Annotated in this window: 14 protein-coding genes; 11 read left to right on the forward strand and 3 right to left on the reverse strand. The window is 58.6% G+C overall.

Translation table 11 applies throughout. The annotated features are described in order from the left end of the window. The first annotated feature begins 293 nt into the window (after positions 1-293). The gene (htpX, locus tag PVW27_RS18635; RefSeq protein WP_274560318.1) at positions 294-1217 is read left to right on the forward strand and encodes a zinc metalloprotease HtpX; all 924 of its coding nucleotides are present in this window, start codon (positions 294-296) and stop codon (positions 1215-1217) included. 378 nt (positions 1218-1595) lie between these two features. Here htpX and PVW27_RS18640 read toward each other — a convergent pair whose 3' ends face one another. Then, entirely contained in the window at positions 1596-2879 is a 1284-nt protein-coding gene (locus PVW27_RS18640) for a hemolysin family protein (protein WP_274560320.1), read from the reverse strand. 38 nt (positions 2880-2917) lie between these two features. Beyond that, positions 2918-3652, reverse strand: a complete 735-nt coding sequence (locus PVW27_RS18645; protein ID WP_338019968.1) for an exopolysaccharide biosynthesis protein — start codon at positions 3650-3652, stop codon at positions 2918-2920. Between the two features lie 430 nt (positions 3653-4082). On the opposite strand from PVW27_RS18645, the gene PVW27_RS21605 reads away from it, so the two are divergent. From PVW27_RS21605 to PVW27_RS18655, 3 genes are all read left to right on the forward strand, one after another. Further along, positions 4083-4325 (forward strand): helix-turn-helix domain-containing protein, encoded by a 243-nt coding sequence (locus PVW27_RS21605; protein WP_432762103.1) that lies wholly within the window; start codon positions 4083-4085, stop codon positions 4323-4325. A gap of 42 nt (positions 4326-4367) precedes the next feature. After that, positions 4368-5675 (forward strand): hypothetical protein, encoded by a 1308-nt coding sequence (locus PVW27_RS18650; protein WP_274560322.1) that lies wholly within the window; start codon positions 4368-4370, stop codon positions 5673-5675. 90 nt (positions 5676-5765) lie between these two features. Beyond that, on the forward strand, positions 5766-6554 hold the full coding sequence (locus PVW27_RS18655; protein ID WP_274560324.1) for an MBL fold metallo-hydrolase: 789 nt from the start codon (positions 5766-5768) through the stop codon (positions 6552-6554). 115 nt (positions 6555-6669) lie between these two features. On the opposite strand, the gene PVW27_RS18660 is transcribed toward PVW27_RS18655, so the two are convergent. Beyond that, complete coding sequence (locus tag PVW27_RS18660; RefSeq protein ID WP_274560326.1) at positions 6670-7293, reverse strand: response regulator transcription factor; 624 nt, start codon at positions 7291-7293, stop codon at positions 6670-6672. Positions 7294-7543: 250 nt separating this feature from the next. Here PVW27_RS18660 and PVW27_RS18665 point away from each other — a divergent pair, with 250 nt between their 5' ends. The 7 genes from PVW27_RS18665 (at position 7544) to cpaB (ending at position 16121) form a co-directional block, all read left to right on the forward strand. Continuing rightward, positions 7544-10213 carry an ATP-binding protein gene (locus PVW27_RS18665; protein WP_274560327.1) on the forward strand — a complete coding sequence of 890 codons (2670 nt, stop codon included), beginning with the start codon at positions 7544-7546 and terminating at the stop codon, positions 10211-10213. Between the two features lie 141 nt (positions 10214-10354). After that, positions 10355-11143 (forward strand): hypothetical protein, encoded by a 789-nt coding sequence (locus PVW27_RS18670; protein ID WP_274560329.1) that lies wholly within the window; start codon positions 10355-10357, stop codon positions 11141-11143. 166 nt (positions 11144-11309) lie between these two features. Then, entirely contained in the window at positions 11310-11831 is a 522-nt protein-coding gene (locus tag PVW27_RS18675; protein ID WP_274560331.1) for a hypothetical protein, read from the forward strand. Between the two features lie 54 nt (positions 11832-11885). Then, positions 11886-12383 carry an A24 family peptidase gene (locus PVW27_RS18680; protein ID WP_274560332.1) on the forward strand — a complete coding sequence of 166 codons (498 nt, stop codon included), beginning with the start codon at positions 11886-11888 and terminating at the stop codon, positions 12381-12383. A gap of 179 nt (positions 12384-12562) precedes the next feature. Further along, complete coding sequence (locus PVW27_RS18685; protein ID WP_274560335.1) at positions 12563-14173, forward strand: pilus assembly protein TadG-related protein; 1611 nt, start codon at positions 12563-12565, stop codon at positions 14171-14173. A 439-nt stretch (positions 14174-14612) separates the two neighbouring features. Then, positions 14613-14819, forward strand: a complete 207-nt coding sequence (locus tag PVW27_RS18690) for a Flp family type IVb pilin (RefSeq protein ID WP_274560337.1) — start codon at positions 14613-14615, stop codon at positions 14817-14819. A 234-nt stretch (positions 14820-15053) separates the two neighbouring features. Then, entirely contained in the window at positions 15054-16121 is a 1068-nt protein-coding gene (gene cpaB / locus PVW27_RS18695) for a Flp pilus assembly protein CpaB (protein ID WP_274560339.1), read from the forward strand. Positions 16122-16214 lie beyond the last annotated feature (93 nt).

Consider the following 16214-nt stretch of genomic DNA (forward strand, 5'->3'; position numbering starts at 1 on the left):
GCCGATGCGGAATGTCGTCTATGAACGGTTCGACTATGGCGGGGTTCTGGCGGCCCGGCAGGACCGTCGCCGCACCTTCGGATTCATCAGCCTGCTTCTGGGCCTGACCGCGCTGATCGCGGTCGTCACGCGCGGGCTGGTTTGAACCGGCTATTTGATCGCCTTAGTCAATCTAAACTCGACAATGGTTTGAAAAGGCTTTGAGGGGCTTCCGTTGTCGGCTCCTCCTTGCATCAATTTGAAGCCTCTCCATATTCTCTACATGATCTCTGAGAGACGCCAGGGAGACAAAGATGGGCTATGTAAAGACAGCGATGCTGATGGCGGCGATGACCGCGCTCTTTATGGGTGTCGGCTACCTGATCGGTGGCGCGGGGGGCGCGCTCATCGCGCTGGTCGTCGCCGCTGCCATGAACGCCTTTACCTGGTGGAACTCGGACCGGATGGTCCTGCGGATGCATAACGCCCAGCCGGTGATGCCCGGCGACCGGATGGGCCTGCACGCCTTGACCATGGATCTCGCGCGGAATGCGGGTCTTCCTGCGCCTGCGGTTTATCTGATCGACACGCCGCAGCCGAATGCTTTCGCCACCGGTCGCAACCCCGCGAACGCCGCCGTCGCCGTGACCACGGGCTTGATGCGCAACCTGACCCGCGAGGAGCTGGCCGGTGTGATCGCCCATGAGTTGGCCCATATCCGCAACCATGACACCGCAATCATGACCGTCACCGCGACTTTCGCCGGTGCGATCTCGATGCTGGCGAACTTTGCATTGTTCTTTGGCGGATCGCGCGAGCGGCTTGGTCTTTTCGGCACGCTTCTGATGATGGTCCTTGCACCGATGGCGGCAGCGTTGGTGCAGATGGCCATCAGCCGCACGCGGGAATATGCGGCGGACAAGGCCGGAGCCGAGATCTGTGGTCAGCCGCTCTGGCTGGCGTCAGCTTTGGAGAAGATTGCCATGGGGGCTGCGCGGATCGACAACCACGCCGCTGAGCGCAATCCAGGGACGGCGCATATGTTCATCATCAACCCGCTACATGCCCACAAACACGACAGTCTCTTCGCGACCCACCCTGCAACCGAGAACCGCGTGGCCGCCTTGCGCGCCATGGCAGGTCCACGCCGCCATGCCTCGGACGCAGCCGAACACTCAAATTCCGCCACTCGCGTTCCCAGAACAAAGAATCGCTATCAATCCGGGCCGTGGAGTTGAAAAAGTCTCAGCAACGATTCCACTCTTCCCCTACGATCAAGCTTGCACTCCAGGGGAGCGATGCTTGTGCGAGAGCCAAAGGTATATGGTGGAATCAGAGACGCTGATCGACATAGGATACCCTCAGCGCCATCGTAAACCATATCAGATGAAATCAAGCGCCGAGGCTGTATCTTTTCATACGCTGGCGGCGCTCAGGGTCCCGCACGGCGACTATGGGAAAAATCGTGTCACCTTCTCATGGACCATGATGGATTTGATCACATTCTCCATGGTCGCGATGCCTGACGTGCAGCCAATGCCGTTCGCGAGCAATGACACGAGTTCCAATCATCCAACGGACAGACCTGTCCTGAGCAACCTCAAATACACCCAAACTCAAATATTGGCGAGACGCTGGACCAGGAGCTTGTCGATGCGGCGCCCGTCGAGGTCCACGACTTCTATTCGCCATCCCGCGATGTCGAAATGATCTCCGAGTTCTGGCAAAGCCCCCATTTTCTCGATGACCAATCCTGCCACTGTTTCGTAGTCCCGTCCATCAGCCAATGTCAGGTCAATATACTCTGCGAACTCGTCAACCGGCATCCAGCCAGCCACCAACAAACTACCATCGTCCCGGACAGCGATCTTGGCTTCAGCGTCTTCTCCTTCCGGGAAATCACCCGCGATCGCTTCGAGCACGTCCATCGGCGTGATGATCCCCTCGAAATGACCGTATTCATCATAGACAAACACCATGTGCGCCGGAGATCGTCGCAAGGCTTCAAGCACATCAAGGGCCGCCATTCCATCACGGACGATGGGCGTCTCGAAGATCAGGGGGCTCAAATCAAGCGCAGAACTGGATAGGTCTGCCTCAAGAAAATCACGGGATTTCAGAATGCCGATGATGTTGTCTTGTGCACCATCTCGGACCGGCAAACGAGAATGACCAGTGTCTCGGAATCTCCTGATAATCGCTGCTGCAGAGTCTTTAATGTCAACAACCTCGACTTCGCGTCTTGGCACCATCAGTCCACGTGCGGTCCGGTCGGCAATTCGCATAACACCAGCAATCATCTCGGTCTCGGCCTTCTCCATGACACCAGAAGACTGGGCCTCTGCCAAGACAAGCTTGACCTCTTCGTCAGTCATGTTGCGATCCACCGCACCGGACTGGCCAAGAAGCGCCAGAACGAGCTTCCCGGAACGATCAAGGAGCCACACGAGTGGGGCCGCGACGATGGCGATAACATTCAAAAGTGGCGCGATCCGGCTGGCCACCGCCTCGGGGGCACGCAGCGCGATCTGCTTGGGCACCAGCTCACCGAAAATCAGCGACATGTAGGTGATAGCAACGACAACACCGCCAACGCCCAGAGTTTGCGCCAAAGTTACGCTCATGCCGGCTGATGCCAGTGAATCTGCCAGCCGAACGCCGAGTGTAGCACCAGAGAACGCACCAGACAGCACTCCCACGAGTGTGATGCCGATCTGCACGCTGGATAGGAACTTTCCGGGATCAGAAGCGAGTCGCGTGGCGGTGGCGGCACCGCGGCTGCCATTGTCCGCCAGAACCTTTAGGCGTGCAGGTCGTGAGGAGACGATCGCCAACTCAGACATTGCCAAGACACCGTTGACGAGGGTCAGAGCAAGAACAATCAGGATTTCGAGTAACATTTGATCATCTTTCTTGATGTGTAAGTCCAACCGCCTTGTCAGGCGAAGGCATTCAGGAACAGGAAAATGGTTGACTTGATGAGCGCGTAAACGACACCCGTCACCAAAAGCAATGAGGCGAGTCCAAGCATTACACCTATCGTGACCCAGACGCCGTCGCGCTCAAGCACGCCGAGCGCGATCAGACACATGGACAAGGCAGGGAGGATGTTGCCAAAGGGGATTGGCAGCGCCAGCACCGTAGCGAGGACAAGGCAGAGTGCGCCCAGAACATACTCAGCACGATGCCCTACAAAAAATGACCAGCTTGGTCGCAGCAAGCGCTCCGCACGAGCCAGCCAAGGCGCAAGCCGTTCAATCAGCTGCGCAAACCGGTCCCTGGGCACCGAGCGGTCTGCGATGATCTGCGGTAGCCACGGCATGCGTCCGAGCATCATCTGAAACGAAAGGTAGATCAGCGGCAAACCCAACACACCTGAGACACCCGGCGGTGCAGGAAGAACATTCGGGAAGGCGAAAATCAGGATCAGCGCCGCGCGACCACGTCCACCGAGCAGGCTGATCAAGTCGCTGACGGCGACGAAGTCGCGTGAGGTGTCTTGGCCTATCTCCGCGAGAATCTGCGATAGGGTCTTCTTCCGGACACGGCTTTGATGTCCGCGTCGTCGACTATCATCGTCGGGACTATGATCTTCGTCTGTGTCAGACGTGACGGAGTCCTCAGCAATGGGGGGGTGAATGAGAAATGGGATCTGTTTCCATGAGACGAATATTGCGAACGGTTCGCATCAGTATCATGACACGACGAACTTGATAAGTGGCAATGCTCACTGGGCCAGATGAGCTGAATCTTCAGACCCCAGAGCGGGGCATCGCCAACAGTTTTCTCGACAGGGCATCTGCATTTTGGGCACCTGGCGGCACAACGCTTTCGAAAACCTTTCCGAGCTAAAGTAGCCTTTTGGTGGATAGTGCTGAGAATGGTTGCTTCGCCACCCCCCGATCTGACGAAAACCATTTGCCTCGGACACAAAAGTGGTCGGATCAGAGAATGCTACAAGGATGAGGACGTTTCCACGACCACAGTCGTCAAGGCTACCTCATCTAACAAAGATTGAGCAAAACACGATCACGTTTTTGTGATCAGTTTACTGCAACCAGAAATACGGAGACGATCCGAACTTCTTCCTCATGACCGAGGTGATGACAGAGCCAGAGGCCGCGAAGTTCTTGCGGTGCAGCGTGAAGACGTTGAAGCGTCGTCGTGCGGATGGTCACATCTCGTTCGTCAGGGACGGCAAGATCCTCTATTTGCGGTCAGATCTTAACGCCTATCTGGAAGCCAGACGAACAAGTGCTTCGAAGTCGCCGCCGCCGGCTCCTGCTCCGAAATATCGGAGAACAAGGGCGCCAGAATATGACGTTGTCGACTTGCTCTATGGCTGATGCTGATGCTATCTCGCGCGAAATTCGCGAGGAAACTGATGTATGGAGAAGGTTGAGAAAATCGGCCGGTTCACGATCGCCAGGAACCGGGGCGCCCTCTACCTGAGGTGGTGGAACTCTCACGCTAAGAAGACTGAATCTGAACGCATTCATGCGACCACTATCGAGCAGGCGAGGAAGCTCGCTCGCGAGCGGATGAAAACGATCATGGATCGAACAGAGACGATCCGGCCCGACAGTGGAGATGACCCAACTTTCGGCGAGATTTGGATCGGTTTCGAGCAAGACAAACGCAAGAGGCTTGCTCCTGAGAGATTTAGGCTTCTTGAGAACCGACTCGATCTTTATTACAAGCCGCACTTGTGGAAAGTCAGAATGTCGAAGATGGGGCCTGCACTTCGCGCCCTCGTTGAAGGCATGGAGCAGGGCAAGATCCGACCCGACAACGTCAAAGCAAAGCTAAAAACTCTCACACAGGACGGCAAGCCTCGCCTGCATCCGAACACCATCGCGGACATAGTCAGTAGTGCGACAGAGGCCTGTGCGCTGGCAAAGAGCGAAGGTTTGACGATACACAACCCTCCCAAAAAGCCCTTCATCATGGGTGTCACTAAACCTGAGGATCGAGACCCGAAGGGTCGCTACATCTCCTTCGAGGAAATGGGGTTGCTCATCGAGGCGTGCAGGCGCCCACACATCCTGGACCTCTTCCTATTAAACATTGGATGTGGAGGGCGGATCGGTGCCGTCGCCGACATGACTGGTAAAAAGGTCCGCCTCGATCTTTCGGTAATCGACCTTCTCGGGGATGGCTTCGTCGAAACCAATAGGCTGAAGCGGACGCCCATCGTGCCAGTGACAGGACCGATGGAACGCATTCTCGCGAGACTGATTGCGGCGCACGGCGAAGGATACCTAATCCATGAAGGAGGTAAGCCCCTTGCAGAGGGAGCGCGAAACTGGACCCAGATCATTCAGCGATTGGTGGAACGGGCGAAGGATTGCAGGTCACCTGACCAAGTGAAACGGAAACTCTTTGAGCCCACCGACCAAGGTAACGTGAACTGGTATTCGATCCGTCGCACATTCGCTGATTGGCTCGATGAGAGGGTGAGTGATGCGGCAATCAGCGCTGTAATGGGACACTTCGAGATTTCATCCAGGATGAGGCGACAGCTCTTTGAAGCAGGAAGCCCTACAACCGATCTATACAAGCGTGCAAAACTGAGGCCGGTGCTTGAAGTCGCGACGGTTCTTGAAGACGAATGGTGGCCGTCGCTCCAGCCTTTCACGAGCGTGGATTTGCGGCCTGAGCACGAAAGACTGATGCGAGCTGATGCAGAAGAGTGAAAATAGTTAGTAAAAAAAGGTGCATCAGCAAAATGATTACCATTTGCAATACGTGCAGATCACCCGCGAAAGCCCGAATTACCGGATCGGATGATGGACGGGATCGCGCGGTTCCAGACCCCGCAAGCCGAGGTGTTCTGCCTGACGGATGGCGGCACGGATTTCGGGGCCGAGGTGTTTCCCGCCGTTGATGCCCAGACCCTTGCCACAAGGCTGCAGGCCGCGGGTCACAGCACGATCCGCACGCAGTTCAACGCCTTTCTGATCCGGCAGGGCCAGAGTCTGACGCTGGTGGACACGGGCTGCGGCACCCTGTTCGGCCCGGCCGGCGGCCAATTGCCCGCACGGCTGGCGGCGTTGGATGTGGCGCCCGCCGACATCGGCACGCTGGTTTTCACCCATCTGCATGGGGATCATTGCGGCGGCGCGCTGCTGGACGGCGTGCCGGTCTATCCGCATGCGCGGGTCGTGATGCACCCGGCCGAGCACGCCCATTGGCAGGACCGCGACGCCCCGGCGGCCCGCGTGATCGCCGCTTATGCCGACCGGATCCAGACCGCGACCGGGGGGCAGGAAGTTGCGCCCTCGGTCACGGTCTGGGACCTGCCCGGCCATACACCCGGCCATATCGGCCTCAGGATTGGCACCGGGGTGGTGATCGTGGGCGACATCTTCCATTCCTCCGCCTTGCAATTGCCCGACCCGGAGGTGGCCACGATCTATGACGTGGACGCGGCCATGGCGACGCAGACCCGCAAGGACGCACTCGCCGCGATTGCCGCGCGGGATCAGGTCTTTACCGGCGGGCATGCCGTCGCACCGCACTGTTTTGCGCGACTTGCAACCGAAGGGGCCGGATACCGCACCGTCGGGATCTGAGCTGACCTTCGCCCGGTATCGGGAGATGCCGGGCGGCCGCGCGGGAGGATGGTGATCGGCCCTCTGGCCTTTCAAGCAGCCCTGCGGGACTGTCCCGACCGCGCAGAAAATACCATCAGATCAAATGCAGTTCGCGCGCCAGCATCGCCGCATGGGTGCGATTGCGCGCCTCGATCTTGCGGCTGAGGGTCTTGATATGCAGCTTGACGGTGACGACCTGCACATTGAGGTCATTCGCGATTTCCTTGTTGGTCTTGCCATCGCAAAGCCCCTTCAGCACATCCCGCTCTCTTTGGGTCAGCACAGGTGTCTTGCGGACCGGATGCTCTGCACCCGAATCCCTCGGGGCCAGATCCTCGAGCTTGGTATAGTTGCCGTCCAGAATGGCGCGGATCGCGGCGACCAGTTCATCGGGGGCCAGCGATTTCGACAGATACCCCGCCGCACCGTCCATGATGCTGCTGTATTCGATTTCCTTCGAGGTGGTTCCCGTCAGGATGGCGACCGGATGAGGCGCATTGGCGGCGATGCTCAAGCTCAGCCCCGTCGGCATCGTCATGCCGGGCATGGTCAGATCCAGCAATACGAGGTCGAAGGGGCCCTTGTCGCGAATGAGTTGGAGGGTCTCATCCAGTGTCCGGCTTTGCGTCACCTCTGCGCCGGTCTCTTTATTTATGAAACAGGACAGCGTCTCGCGAACCAGATCATGGTCGTCAGCAATAAGTATTCTCGCGCCCACTTCAATTCCCCCCTTAGGTACTATGTAGTTTCCACTCCAACGCACCAATAAGTCGAGTCTATTCGTTTCTCTGGCACAATTTCAGTAGCAGTATCTTGGGTTTGGCGGAGTCACTATGATCTTGACAAGATGTGCTTTCGTATAGGTTGTTATTCAATCCGGCCGAGAAACTCTTTAAGAACCTCTGCCGGCATGTAATCCTGGCACGAGGTTTTTCCTGCCAGCACGGGATCGCGCAGTAGGTGGCAACTTGATTGATCAGGACAGCTTGCGTGGTGCGGCAGAGCGGCCCTGGCCGCGGCTGATGCGTCTGCTGGCCGTGATCGTGGCCAGCCTTTGCGCCGCCGTGCTTGTGCTGCACCTCGTGATGTCGGTGCAGCGGATCACACAGTGGCGCGATGACCAGATCCAGACGGTGCGACAGTCTCTTTCGGAGCTTCCGCCGCTTTTCCGTGACGTCGAACTGGCCGTCCGGCGTGCAGCAACGGATGCGGCCCCCGCCCAAGCCGAGGCCCTGCGCGATGGGGTGACCGGTCTGCGCCAGAGCTATGACGTTTTTCTGGACAAGATCGTGCAGCTTGACCAGACCATCCGCGCCGATCCGCAGCGTGCCGCCACCCTTGCCAATCCCGGCTTCGAGGATCTCAAGGCCAGAGCGGTCAGCCTTGTGCCATTGATCCGCGCCAGCAATACGGATCCGGGACCGGCCCTGTCTGCCATCCATCGAGAATTGGACGGAATGACCCCGGTTCTCTACAGCTTCGTCCGCGAGGCGACCGGGCTCATCGACGCAAGGGCACGTGTCGTGCAGATCCAGATCCTGAACGATCTGCGTATTCTTGTGATCCTTGTGATTTCGCTGGTGGCGTCGCTCGCGCTTCTGGTGTGGGATTTCCGCCGCCTCTATCTGATCAACAGAGACAAGGCGCAGGATAACCGGCTGGCGGGCGCGCGGCTGGAAACCGTGGTGGGCACGTCACAGGACGCGATCATCGTGACGGATGCGTCCGAACGGATCACCGGATTCAACCGTGCCGCCGAAGTGATGTTCGGCTTGTCCAGCAGCGTGGCCAAGGGACGTTCTATCGCGGACCTGATCAGCGAAGTCGATGGCACGACCATGGCGTTGAACCGCGCGTCATCGGGTCGGACCGAACGCCGGCAGATGATGGGGCGCGATGCTGTTGGCCGCAGTTTTCCGGTCGAGATGTCCCTTGGCACCGCGACGCGCGCCGAAACCCTGATCCACGTCTGTTTCATACGGGATATCTCGGATCGGGTAGAGGCGGAAAAGGATCTGCGCAGTTCTCGCGACAAGGCCCTCGCCGGGGAACGGGCCAAGGCGCATTTTCTGGCCGTGATGAGCCATGAGATGCGCACGCCCCTGACCGGCATCCTTGGCGTGATCGAGCTGATGCGTGCGCAAAAGCCCGGTCAGAGCAATCGGGAATACCTCGATGTGCTGCAATCCTCGGGTCAGGTGTTGCTGGGACAGATCAATGATGTTCTGGACCTCACCGAGATCGAGTCGATGGGGATCAAACTGACGGATCAGCCCTTCGATCTGGATGCGCTGATCGAAGAGGTGTTGCTGACCCAGCGGCCCGCGGCCAACCGGCAGAACAGCGCGCTTCAGTTCGAATCCACGCCCCACCCCCTGGGCTGGTTCCGCGGCGACCCGATCCGCTTGCGGCAGATCCTGATCAACCTGATCAGCAATGCCATCAAGTTCACCCGAAATGGCGAGATCCTGATCGAGGTGGCGGCAGAGCCGGACACGCAGGGTTTCGTGCTGGGACGGCACAGTATCCAGATTCAGGTGGCAGATACCGGAACCGGAATTCCGGCGGGCGAGATGGACCGCATCTTCGAGGATTTCGTGCGCGCCGACCAGCCAGCTGCCAACAGAACCGAGGGCACGGGACTTGGGCTGGGCATCGTGAAGCGTCTGGTCGCGGCGATGGGCGGCAAGCTCGGTGCCGAAAGCGTCGAGGGCGAGGGCAGTCTGTTCTGGGTCACCCTGTCGCTCAAGCAGGTGGACAAGCCCATCGAGATCGGTCCCCATACGGCCCCCGAGGCGGATCTGCGCCCGTCATCCGTTCTTCTGGTCGAGGACAATGCCACCAACCGGTTCATCCTGCGCGAGATGCTGCAACGCGATGGTCACCGCGTCGCCGAGGCAGCCAACGGTGCAGAGGGTGTCGCGATGGCGGCGCAGACGGCGTTTGATCTGATCCTGATGGATATCAACATGCCGGTGATGAACGGGCTGCAAGCAACGTCCGAGATCCGCAGCGGGGGGGGACCCTCGGCAACGGCCCGGATCGTTGCCCTGACCGCACATATCTTTGATCATGAGCATCTGCGGTATCAGGATGCCGGAATCGACGACATCGTGATGAAGCCGCTGAAATGGGATGGCCTCCGCCGGGTTCTGCGCGGCGATCCCGCCATTCCGGTCAAGAAACTGCGCCCCGACAATCCCGACGACAAGGGGGCGGAACCGCCTCTGCTGGACAGGGATATTCTGGGCATGCTGCTCGATACCCTGGGCCCGCGACAGCTTGCCCGGTTGCTGGACCAGTTCCTCGCTGACGGTCAGGTGGCCGTTCAGGATATCCGGCAGGGCATCCGCGAAACAAGACAGGTTCTGCGTGACCGGTTGCATGGATTTGCGGGGCCTGCCGCCACTTTCGGTGCGCGCAGGATGCACAGCCGTCTTGGCGCGCTGGAAGAGAAAGTGTTCGACATGACGGATGGGGATCTGCGCCATGTGCCGCGCAGCGTCGAGACCGTCTGGATGGCGACACGGCGCGAGGTCGAACAGTATCAGAACCTTCTGCCGCGCCCGCCCGATGCGACCGACCTGCGCTCGACCACGCGCGAGCGCGACACGAACGACCCCCGGCGCATGATCTGATCCGACGATCTCTGGACCGTGGCCAGGCGTAATTTACAACCAAAAGAAGAATATTCGCCACCGTAACGCCGCAAATCAGACGAATTACCGCCCGAGATCCTGTGCACAATCCGATTCAAACAAGAAACAATGAGGCAGCACATGTTTGAACTTCTGATGGCGACAGCGGTCTGTGGTCTGGGTCTGCGGACGATTCAGGGCGTGTTCGTGACGGTCGGTGGTCGCCCGTCACTTCCCCGGGTTGATCTTGGCTCTGTCAGGGTCTGGATCCTGCTCTGTCTGGCCGCGATCCTGATCTTCAAACTCAAATACGGATCGGCCCTCGTCCTGGCGCTGATGCTGCATGAGCTGGGCCATGTCGCGGCACATCGCATCCTTGGGCATGAGGATGCCAGATTTCGGCTGGCCCCCTTGTTCGCGCCAACCGCGATCTCCAAGACCCCGACGCGCAGTCAGGCGCAGGAGTTCTTCGTCTCGATCATGGGAGCCGGTTTCAGTCTGGTGCCCATGGTGGCGACCCTTGTCGCGGCAAGCGCATTGAAGGAAGCGGCTCCGACCCTATCGGATCTTCTTTACGCGCTGGGATCGACCATCGCCGCGTTGAACTTCGTCAATCTTCTGCCGCTTCTGCCTCTGGATGGGGGGCGCTGCCTGCGTCAGATCCTGCTGACCCTGTGCCCGGTCACCGGCGTCTATATCCTACTGGCCCTGTCCGCCGGGGCGGCGGCGCTGTCCTTTGTCCATGAATCCCTGTCGCTGATCGTGATCGTCTGCCTGGGTGGGCTGATCTTCTTCCGGCCGCAAGAGGATGAGCAGCCCAAGACCCCGATGTCGACGCAGACCGCATCTCTGGCCTTGGCGACCTATCTGTTCACGCTCGCCGCCCATGGCGTCGCCGGATGGTGGTTGATCCGCTGGTATTTCTGGTAATTGGGTTCAGCCGCAATGGAATAATTGAATATCCAAGATCAATACTATCCTAAAGTATAAGTGATATAATCAGCACAAGAAATAGCGTCTGATTTTGGGATATATTTACACAACGTCACCGCGCCAGTTATCGTCCTCTCCAAATGAGCAGAAAGTTGTGCCGAAAATGCGAGCCACTGTCTTTATAGTTTCCCTGATCGCCCTTGCTGCATGCACCGAAGGCGGTATCGGAGATTTCTCGTCCTTCGGGGATAATGCCGCGACAATTGCGGACACGTCCAACGTTGAATACTATCCCGATGATCAGTTGATCGTCGCCGCAAAAGTGCAATTCAGTGCCAAGAATTATGGCAAGGCAAGCACCCTGTTCAAGCGCGCCATCGACGTGGCGCCGAACGATCCGCAGGCCTTGCTGGGATATGCGGCATCCTCGGATATGCTGCGGCGTTTTGATCAGGCGGACATGGCCTATCGCAAGTTGCAGCCCATCATCGGCAACCGGGTCGAGTTTCACAACAACTATGGCTATTCGCAGTTGTTGCGCGGCAACCTTCAGGTCGCGCGGCGGCATTTCCTGATCGCCTATGAGCAGGACCCGAGCAATGCCTATGCGGCGAACAACCTCGAATTGCTGCGCAACTCGTCCAACTATCAGCGCCGGGCACGGGGCGATCTGCGCGGGCTCTAAGGGCATGCGCCACATTCTGCGCGTGCTGCCTCGGGGCGACAGGGGGGCGGCGTGATGGCTGTGGCCGAAAGCCTCACTCTCTGGTTGTGTCTTGGGTTCCTTGCGGTGATCGCGTGGCGTGATTTCCTGACCTATCGCATCAGTAACCGGGATGTTCTGATCTTCCTCGCCCTTGTGATCCTGCTGCTGCTGCTGCGCTGGATGCAGGGACTGGAGGCGGACATCCCCGCCGATCTTCTGGCCGGGACCCTGTTGTTCGCCCTGGGTTTCGTGATGTGGCTTGCCGGCGCGATGGGGGCAGGGGACGTCAAGCTCTACTTTCCGCTCGGGGTTCTGGTGGGATGGGCGCTTTTGCCGATCTATGTCGTCTTTCTGCTGCTGGCCTCGGTTCTCATGCTGGGGGCGGTGTGGTGGGGCCGGCGGTTTCCCAGGGAACAGGGTCGGGTCCGGGCCAGACTGACCGAGATCGCCCTGGCCGGAAAAGTGCCCTATGGCGTGCCGATGGCGCTGGCCGCCATCCTGACGGTGCTGCCGCGGGCGTTGTCCTTATAACCTTTTGGTTTGTTTACAGCTTAGCCGCGGTTCGGCATAGTCGAGCGTGAAAACGGTGGGGCACTGTTTCGATGTTTTCCGGCACATTCTGTCAGGCACAGGATCAGCGGCCGGCGTTTCCCGTATGAATTGGCACCCGCACAGACATATTTTGACACTGGTCCGAAAGGATTGACGCGATGCGTTTCTTCAAATCCGACAGCGGCTATGCGCTGGTCCTGACATTGCTGTTCATGCCGGTCTTCATCGGCATGTCACTGCTGGTGATCGACATAAGCCGGGGCAACAACGCCCATTCCGACCTTCAGGCCGCCGCGGATGCGCTGGCGCTCGCGGGAGCACGGGAACTGGATGGCGGGGTGGACTCGATCGACCGGGCGCTGGATGCGATGAGCAATGTCAGCAACACGGTCAGTTTTCTGGGCCGCACCGACGAGGCGGCCGCGACCGCGCTGACTTTCGAGATCGACGGTCTGGACAGCCCCTTCACCGTGGTGTTCCTGTCGGACCTGCCCGAGAATGACGACACACCATTGACCCAGGCCTATCTGGACGCCAACGCCGTCACGAATGAGGAGGACTCGGATCAGGGCGCGGCGCGCTTCGTCTATGTCCGCGCGCAGTCGCGTGACCTGAGCCCATTCTTTGGCCTGTTCTTTGAAGGCGTGAACAACGTGACAGACGTGCCCGTGGCCGCACAGGCCGTAGCAACCTTCAGCACGGCGGCGTGTAATGTGACTCCCTTGTTCATCTGCAATCCGTTTGAAGAAGACAACATTGATTTTGGCACGGCGTTCGAACGAGGCGACCTGCACGGAAGGCTCATCAGGCTGCACCCAAGGGGACAAGACACGGCGTCTCCCGGTAACTTCGGATTTTTGCAAGTCATTGGCGCGAATGACAACACAACCGCCAGTGCGAATGCGATACGTAGTGTGTTCGCGGGGGAAACAAACCCAACGTGCTATGACAGTCGACGCGTCAATACAAAACCCGGCGGTGCGACCTCCATCTCGCAGGGGTTCAACGTTCGCTTTGATATTTACGAAGGCACGTTCAGCAACAACAATCAGATTCGGAGATATCCTCCCGCAACAAATGTCCGAAAAGGGTATGTAGTCGACCCCTCGCCGGGTAGCGGTAACCTGAACTATTGTTCTGCAAGGCGCGTGGACACCGACGAACTTGATTGGGCACTTCCTTTCCCGGACAACGTTGTCATGGACCCTCCAAGTGAGGGCGCTGCGGGGGCGTTTGTGGGTTCAACCGAAGTATGGGACATTAACGAGTATTGGCGTGTCAATCACACGCAATCTAGCCTGCCCCTCGACCTCGTGAGTTCCTTCTCTGGGCGGCAACCGTCGCGTTATGATGTGTATATGTATGAAATAGCCCAGGGTGCGGGGGTCGGTGGCATTCAAGATCTGTCTTGGGGGGACAACAACCCCAACCTGCCGACAGCTTCGACGACTGGCTCCCGGGAGTCTGGGGTGCCCATGTGCTACAATAGCGTAGGTGCGGGCAATCCCAACAATCCAGTGACCCCGATCGAGATCACACAAGACAGACGCGTGATGTTTGCCGCGATCTTGGATTGCGACGAGTATCTTGGACCCGGTTCAAATCCGAACGGTATCCCGGTGAATACCTTCGCAAGTATCTTCCTGGTCAATCCAATGGAAGGTGGTGGCAGCGGAACAATTGATGTCGAGATAATCGACATCACCGGCGCCAGCGGCAACGGCACGCTGGACACGTTCGTGCGCGACGAGGCGAACCTCGTGCGGTGAAACCTGAAGAAACGGCTGTTTTTCAACAGGGGGTGAAGTGAAAGCTTCACCCCCTGATTGTATTTATCTTACGCCTTGCAGATTCGCGCTGCCGTTTTTGCCGCGTTATTTCCGAATCATTGCCTCTCGACTGGCCGGATATGGCAATAAAATGGCATATACTTTCGGATAATGCGGGTGAAATAGACTATACCTTGGGATAGTTGACGTTTTCGAAACTGTGAACAATCCTGCTAAAACGTCACAAATGATCATCCAGTGGGGTATGAAATCAACCAGAGCTTGCCACAAGCGGCCCGAACGGGACAAGAATGGGGCATAAGCAAGGCAAGCACGACGCCGAAGCTGGTTGAGAGTGACGCGAGTATGGCAAAAATCGGGCAGCGGCGGGGGCCAGCGCCTTTACACACAAGCACTTGAACCTGAATGGAGAATTAAAATGATCATCAAAGCAATCACCATGCTGCAGACGTTCCGCAAGGAAGAGGACGGTCTGGCACTGACGGAATATCTGGTCCTGCTGGGCCTGCTGACTGGTGCAGTGGTCCTCGCAGTCATTGGCTTGGGAGAGAGCATCGAAGCCACATTCGAAGCATGGGCGACTTGGATCACGACCAACATCACTGCCCCGGACGACATCCCTTAAATCCATCTACTGTCACCCTTTGACAACGCCTAACCTGCAATAAAACGCATTCCCCGGTTTATATTTTGTAAATCGGGGAATGGTATTTAAACTGGTCACCAATTTGGCTCATTTCAGGGTCATGTTTAATTGGTTTCCGGTTTACCCACCCGGCACTTTCCGCTCTACGACATCACATCAAGAATGGTTGGCGCGGAATAGGACCGGACAGGCAGAACGATAGGACCATTTCCCATGCGGGCATCCACCTTTCTGAGTATCGCCATTGCATTGATGCTGGCCGTGGCTGCGGTCTTTGGCACACAATCCTACCTGGAAACCCAGCGCCAGCAGATCGAACAGGCCTCCCGCATTGATCGCGGTGAGCCGGTGAACACAATCGTCGTCGCCAAGAACCCTCTGCGCTTTGGGGAACGTTTGACGGCGGACAAGCTGGAACTGATCCCCTGGGCCAGCGAGACGCTGCCGACCGGGGCGTTCACCACGATCGACCAGCTGGCTGGCGAGACTGATGATACCGCGCGCTTCGTGCTGTCCTCGATGGAGCGGGGCGAACCCGTCCTGACCGCCAAGATCACCAATCCCGGACAGCGCGCCAAACTGTCCACCGCCATCTCTCCGGGGATGAAGGCCGTCTCCATCGCGGTGAACGATGTGCTGGGCGTGGCCGGTTTCGTGCTGCCCGGCGACCGCGTGGACGTGATGTTGACCCGCACCGATGGAAATGACCGCAGTCAGGCTTTCGTCGATGTCCTGCTGCAAGGCGTGCGCGTGGTCGCCATCGACCAGACCGCCGACGACACCCGCGACCAGCCCAGCGTCGTGCGGACCGTGACATTCGAAGTGACGACCGAAGAGGCGCAGAAACTGACCCTTGGCGCGACCATCGGGACGCTGTCCCTTGCGCTGCGGAATGTCGTGGGCGCCGAGGTTGAAGAACCCAGCCGCATGACCGTGAGCGAGTTGAGCATCACCTCTGCTTCGGCGGCGCTGGCGGCCCAGCAGGCCGAAGCCGAGCGTCTGGCGCAGGAGCAGCAGACCTCGCAACAGACCGACCGTCTGGCCGCGCTGGAAGAGATGATCCGCAACATGGGGACGGATGTGACCGGGCGCCTGGCCTCGGTCGAAGAGAACCTGACCACCGTGCGCGCGTCAGAGCCGCAGGTGGTCGAAAAGGAAGTGATCGTGGAGCGTGTGGTCGAAGTGCCGCAAGCGGCCCCGTCCTTCGTCACCATCGGCGTGGCCCGCAACGGGCAGCGCCAGGAATACACAGTCGAAACACTCAAGCCCGCGGAAGAATGATGGCCGCGGGTTTTCATCATAGAGGCATCAAGAGCGTCACAAGGCGCCGCAACATCGGAGCGGGACATACATGAAGAGCATTTTGAGCATCGT

Source organism: Seohaeicola sp. 4SK31 (genome assembly GCF_028802875.1).
Taxonomy (GTDB): domain Bacteria; phylum Pseudomonadota; class Alphaproteobacteria; order Rhodobacterales; family Rhodobacteraceae; genus Seohaeicola.

Bases quoted from the DNA above. Each gene is read 5' to 3' on its own strand.
- PVW27_RS18650 (WP_274560322.1), top strand. From the start codon at position 4,368: ATGGAGAAGGTTGAGAAAATCGGCCGGTTCACGATCGCCAGGAACCGG.
- PVW27_RS18675 (WP_274560331.1), top strand. From the start codon at position 11,310: ATGCGAGCCACTGTCTTTATAGTTTCCCTGATCGCCCTTGCTGCATGC.
- PVW27_RS18690 (WP_274560337.1), top strand. From the start codon at position 14,613: ATGATCATCAAAGCAATCACCATGCTGCAGACGTTCCGCAAGGAAGAG.
- htpX (WP_274560318.1), top strand. From the start codon at position 294: ATGGGCTATGTAAAGACAGCGATGCTGATGGCGGCGATGACCGCGCTC.
- PVW27_RS21605 (WP_432762103.1), top strand. From the start codon at position 4,083: ATGACAGAGCCAGAGGCCGCGAAGTTCTTGCGGTGCAGCGTGAAGACG.
- PVW27_RS18655 (WP_274560324.1), top strand. From the start codon at position 5,766: ATGATGGACGGGATCGCGCGGTTCCAGACCCCGCAAGCCGAGGTGTTC.
- PVW27_RS18680 (WP_274560332.1), top strand. From the start codon at position 11,886: ATGGCTGTGGCCGAAAGCCTCACTCTCTGGTTGTGTCTTGGGTTCCTT.
- PVW27_RS18640 (WP_274560320.1), bottom strand. From the start codon at position 2,879: ATGTTACTCGAAATCCTGATTGTTCTTGCTCTGACCCTCGTCAACGGT.
- PVW27_RS18685 (WP_274560335.1), top strand. From the start codon at position 12,563: ATGCGTTTCTTCAAATCCGACAGCGGCTATGCGCTGGTCCTGACATTG.
- cpaB (WP_274560339.1), top strand. From the start codon at position 15,054: ATGCGGGCATCCACCTTTCTGAGTATCGCCATTGCATTGATGCTGGCC.
- PVW27_RS18670 (WP_274560329.1), top strand. From the start codon at position 10,355: ATGTTTGAACTTCTGATGGCGACAGCGGTCTGTGGTCTGGGTCTGCGG.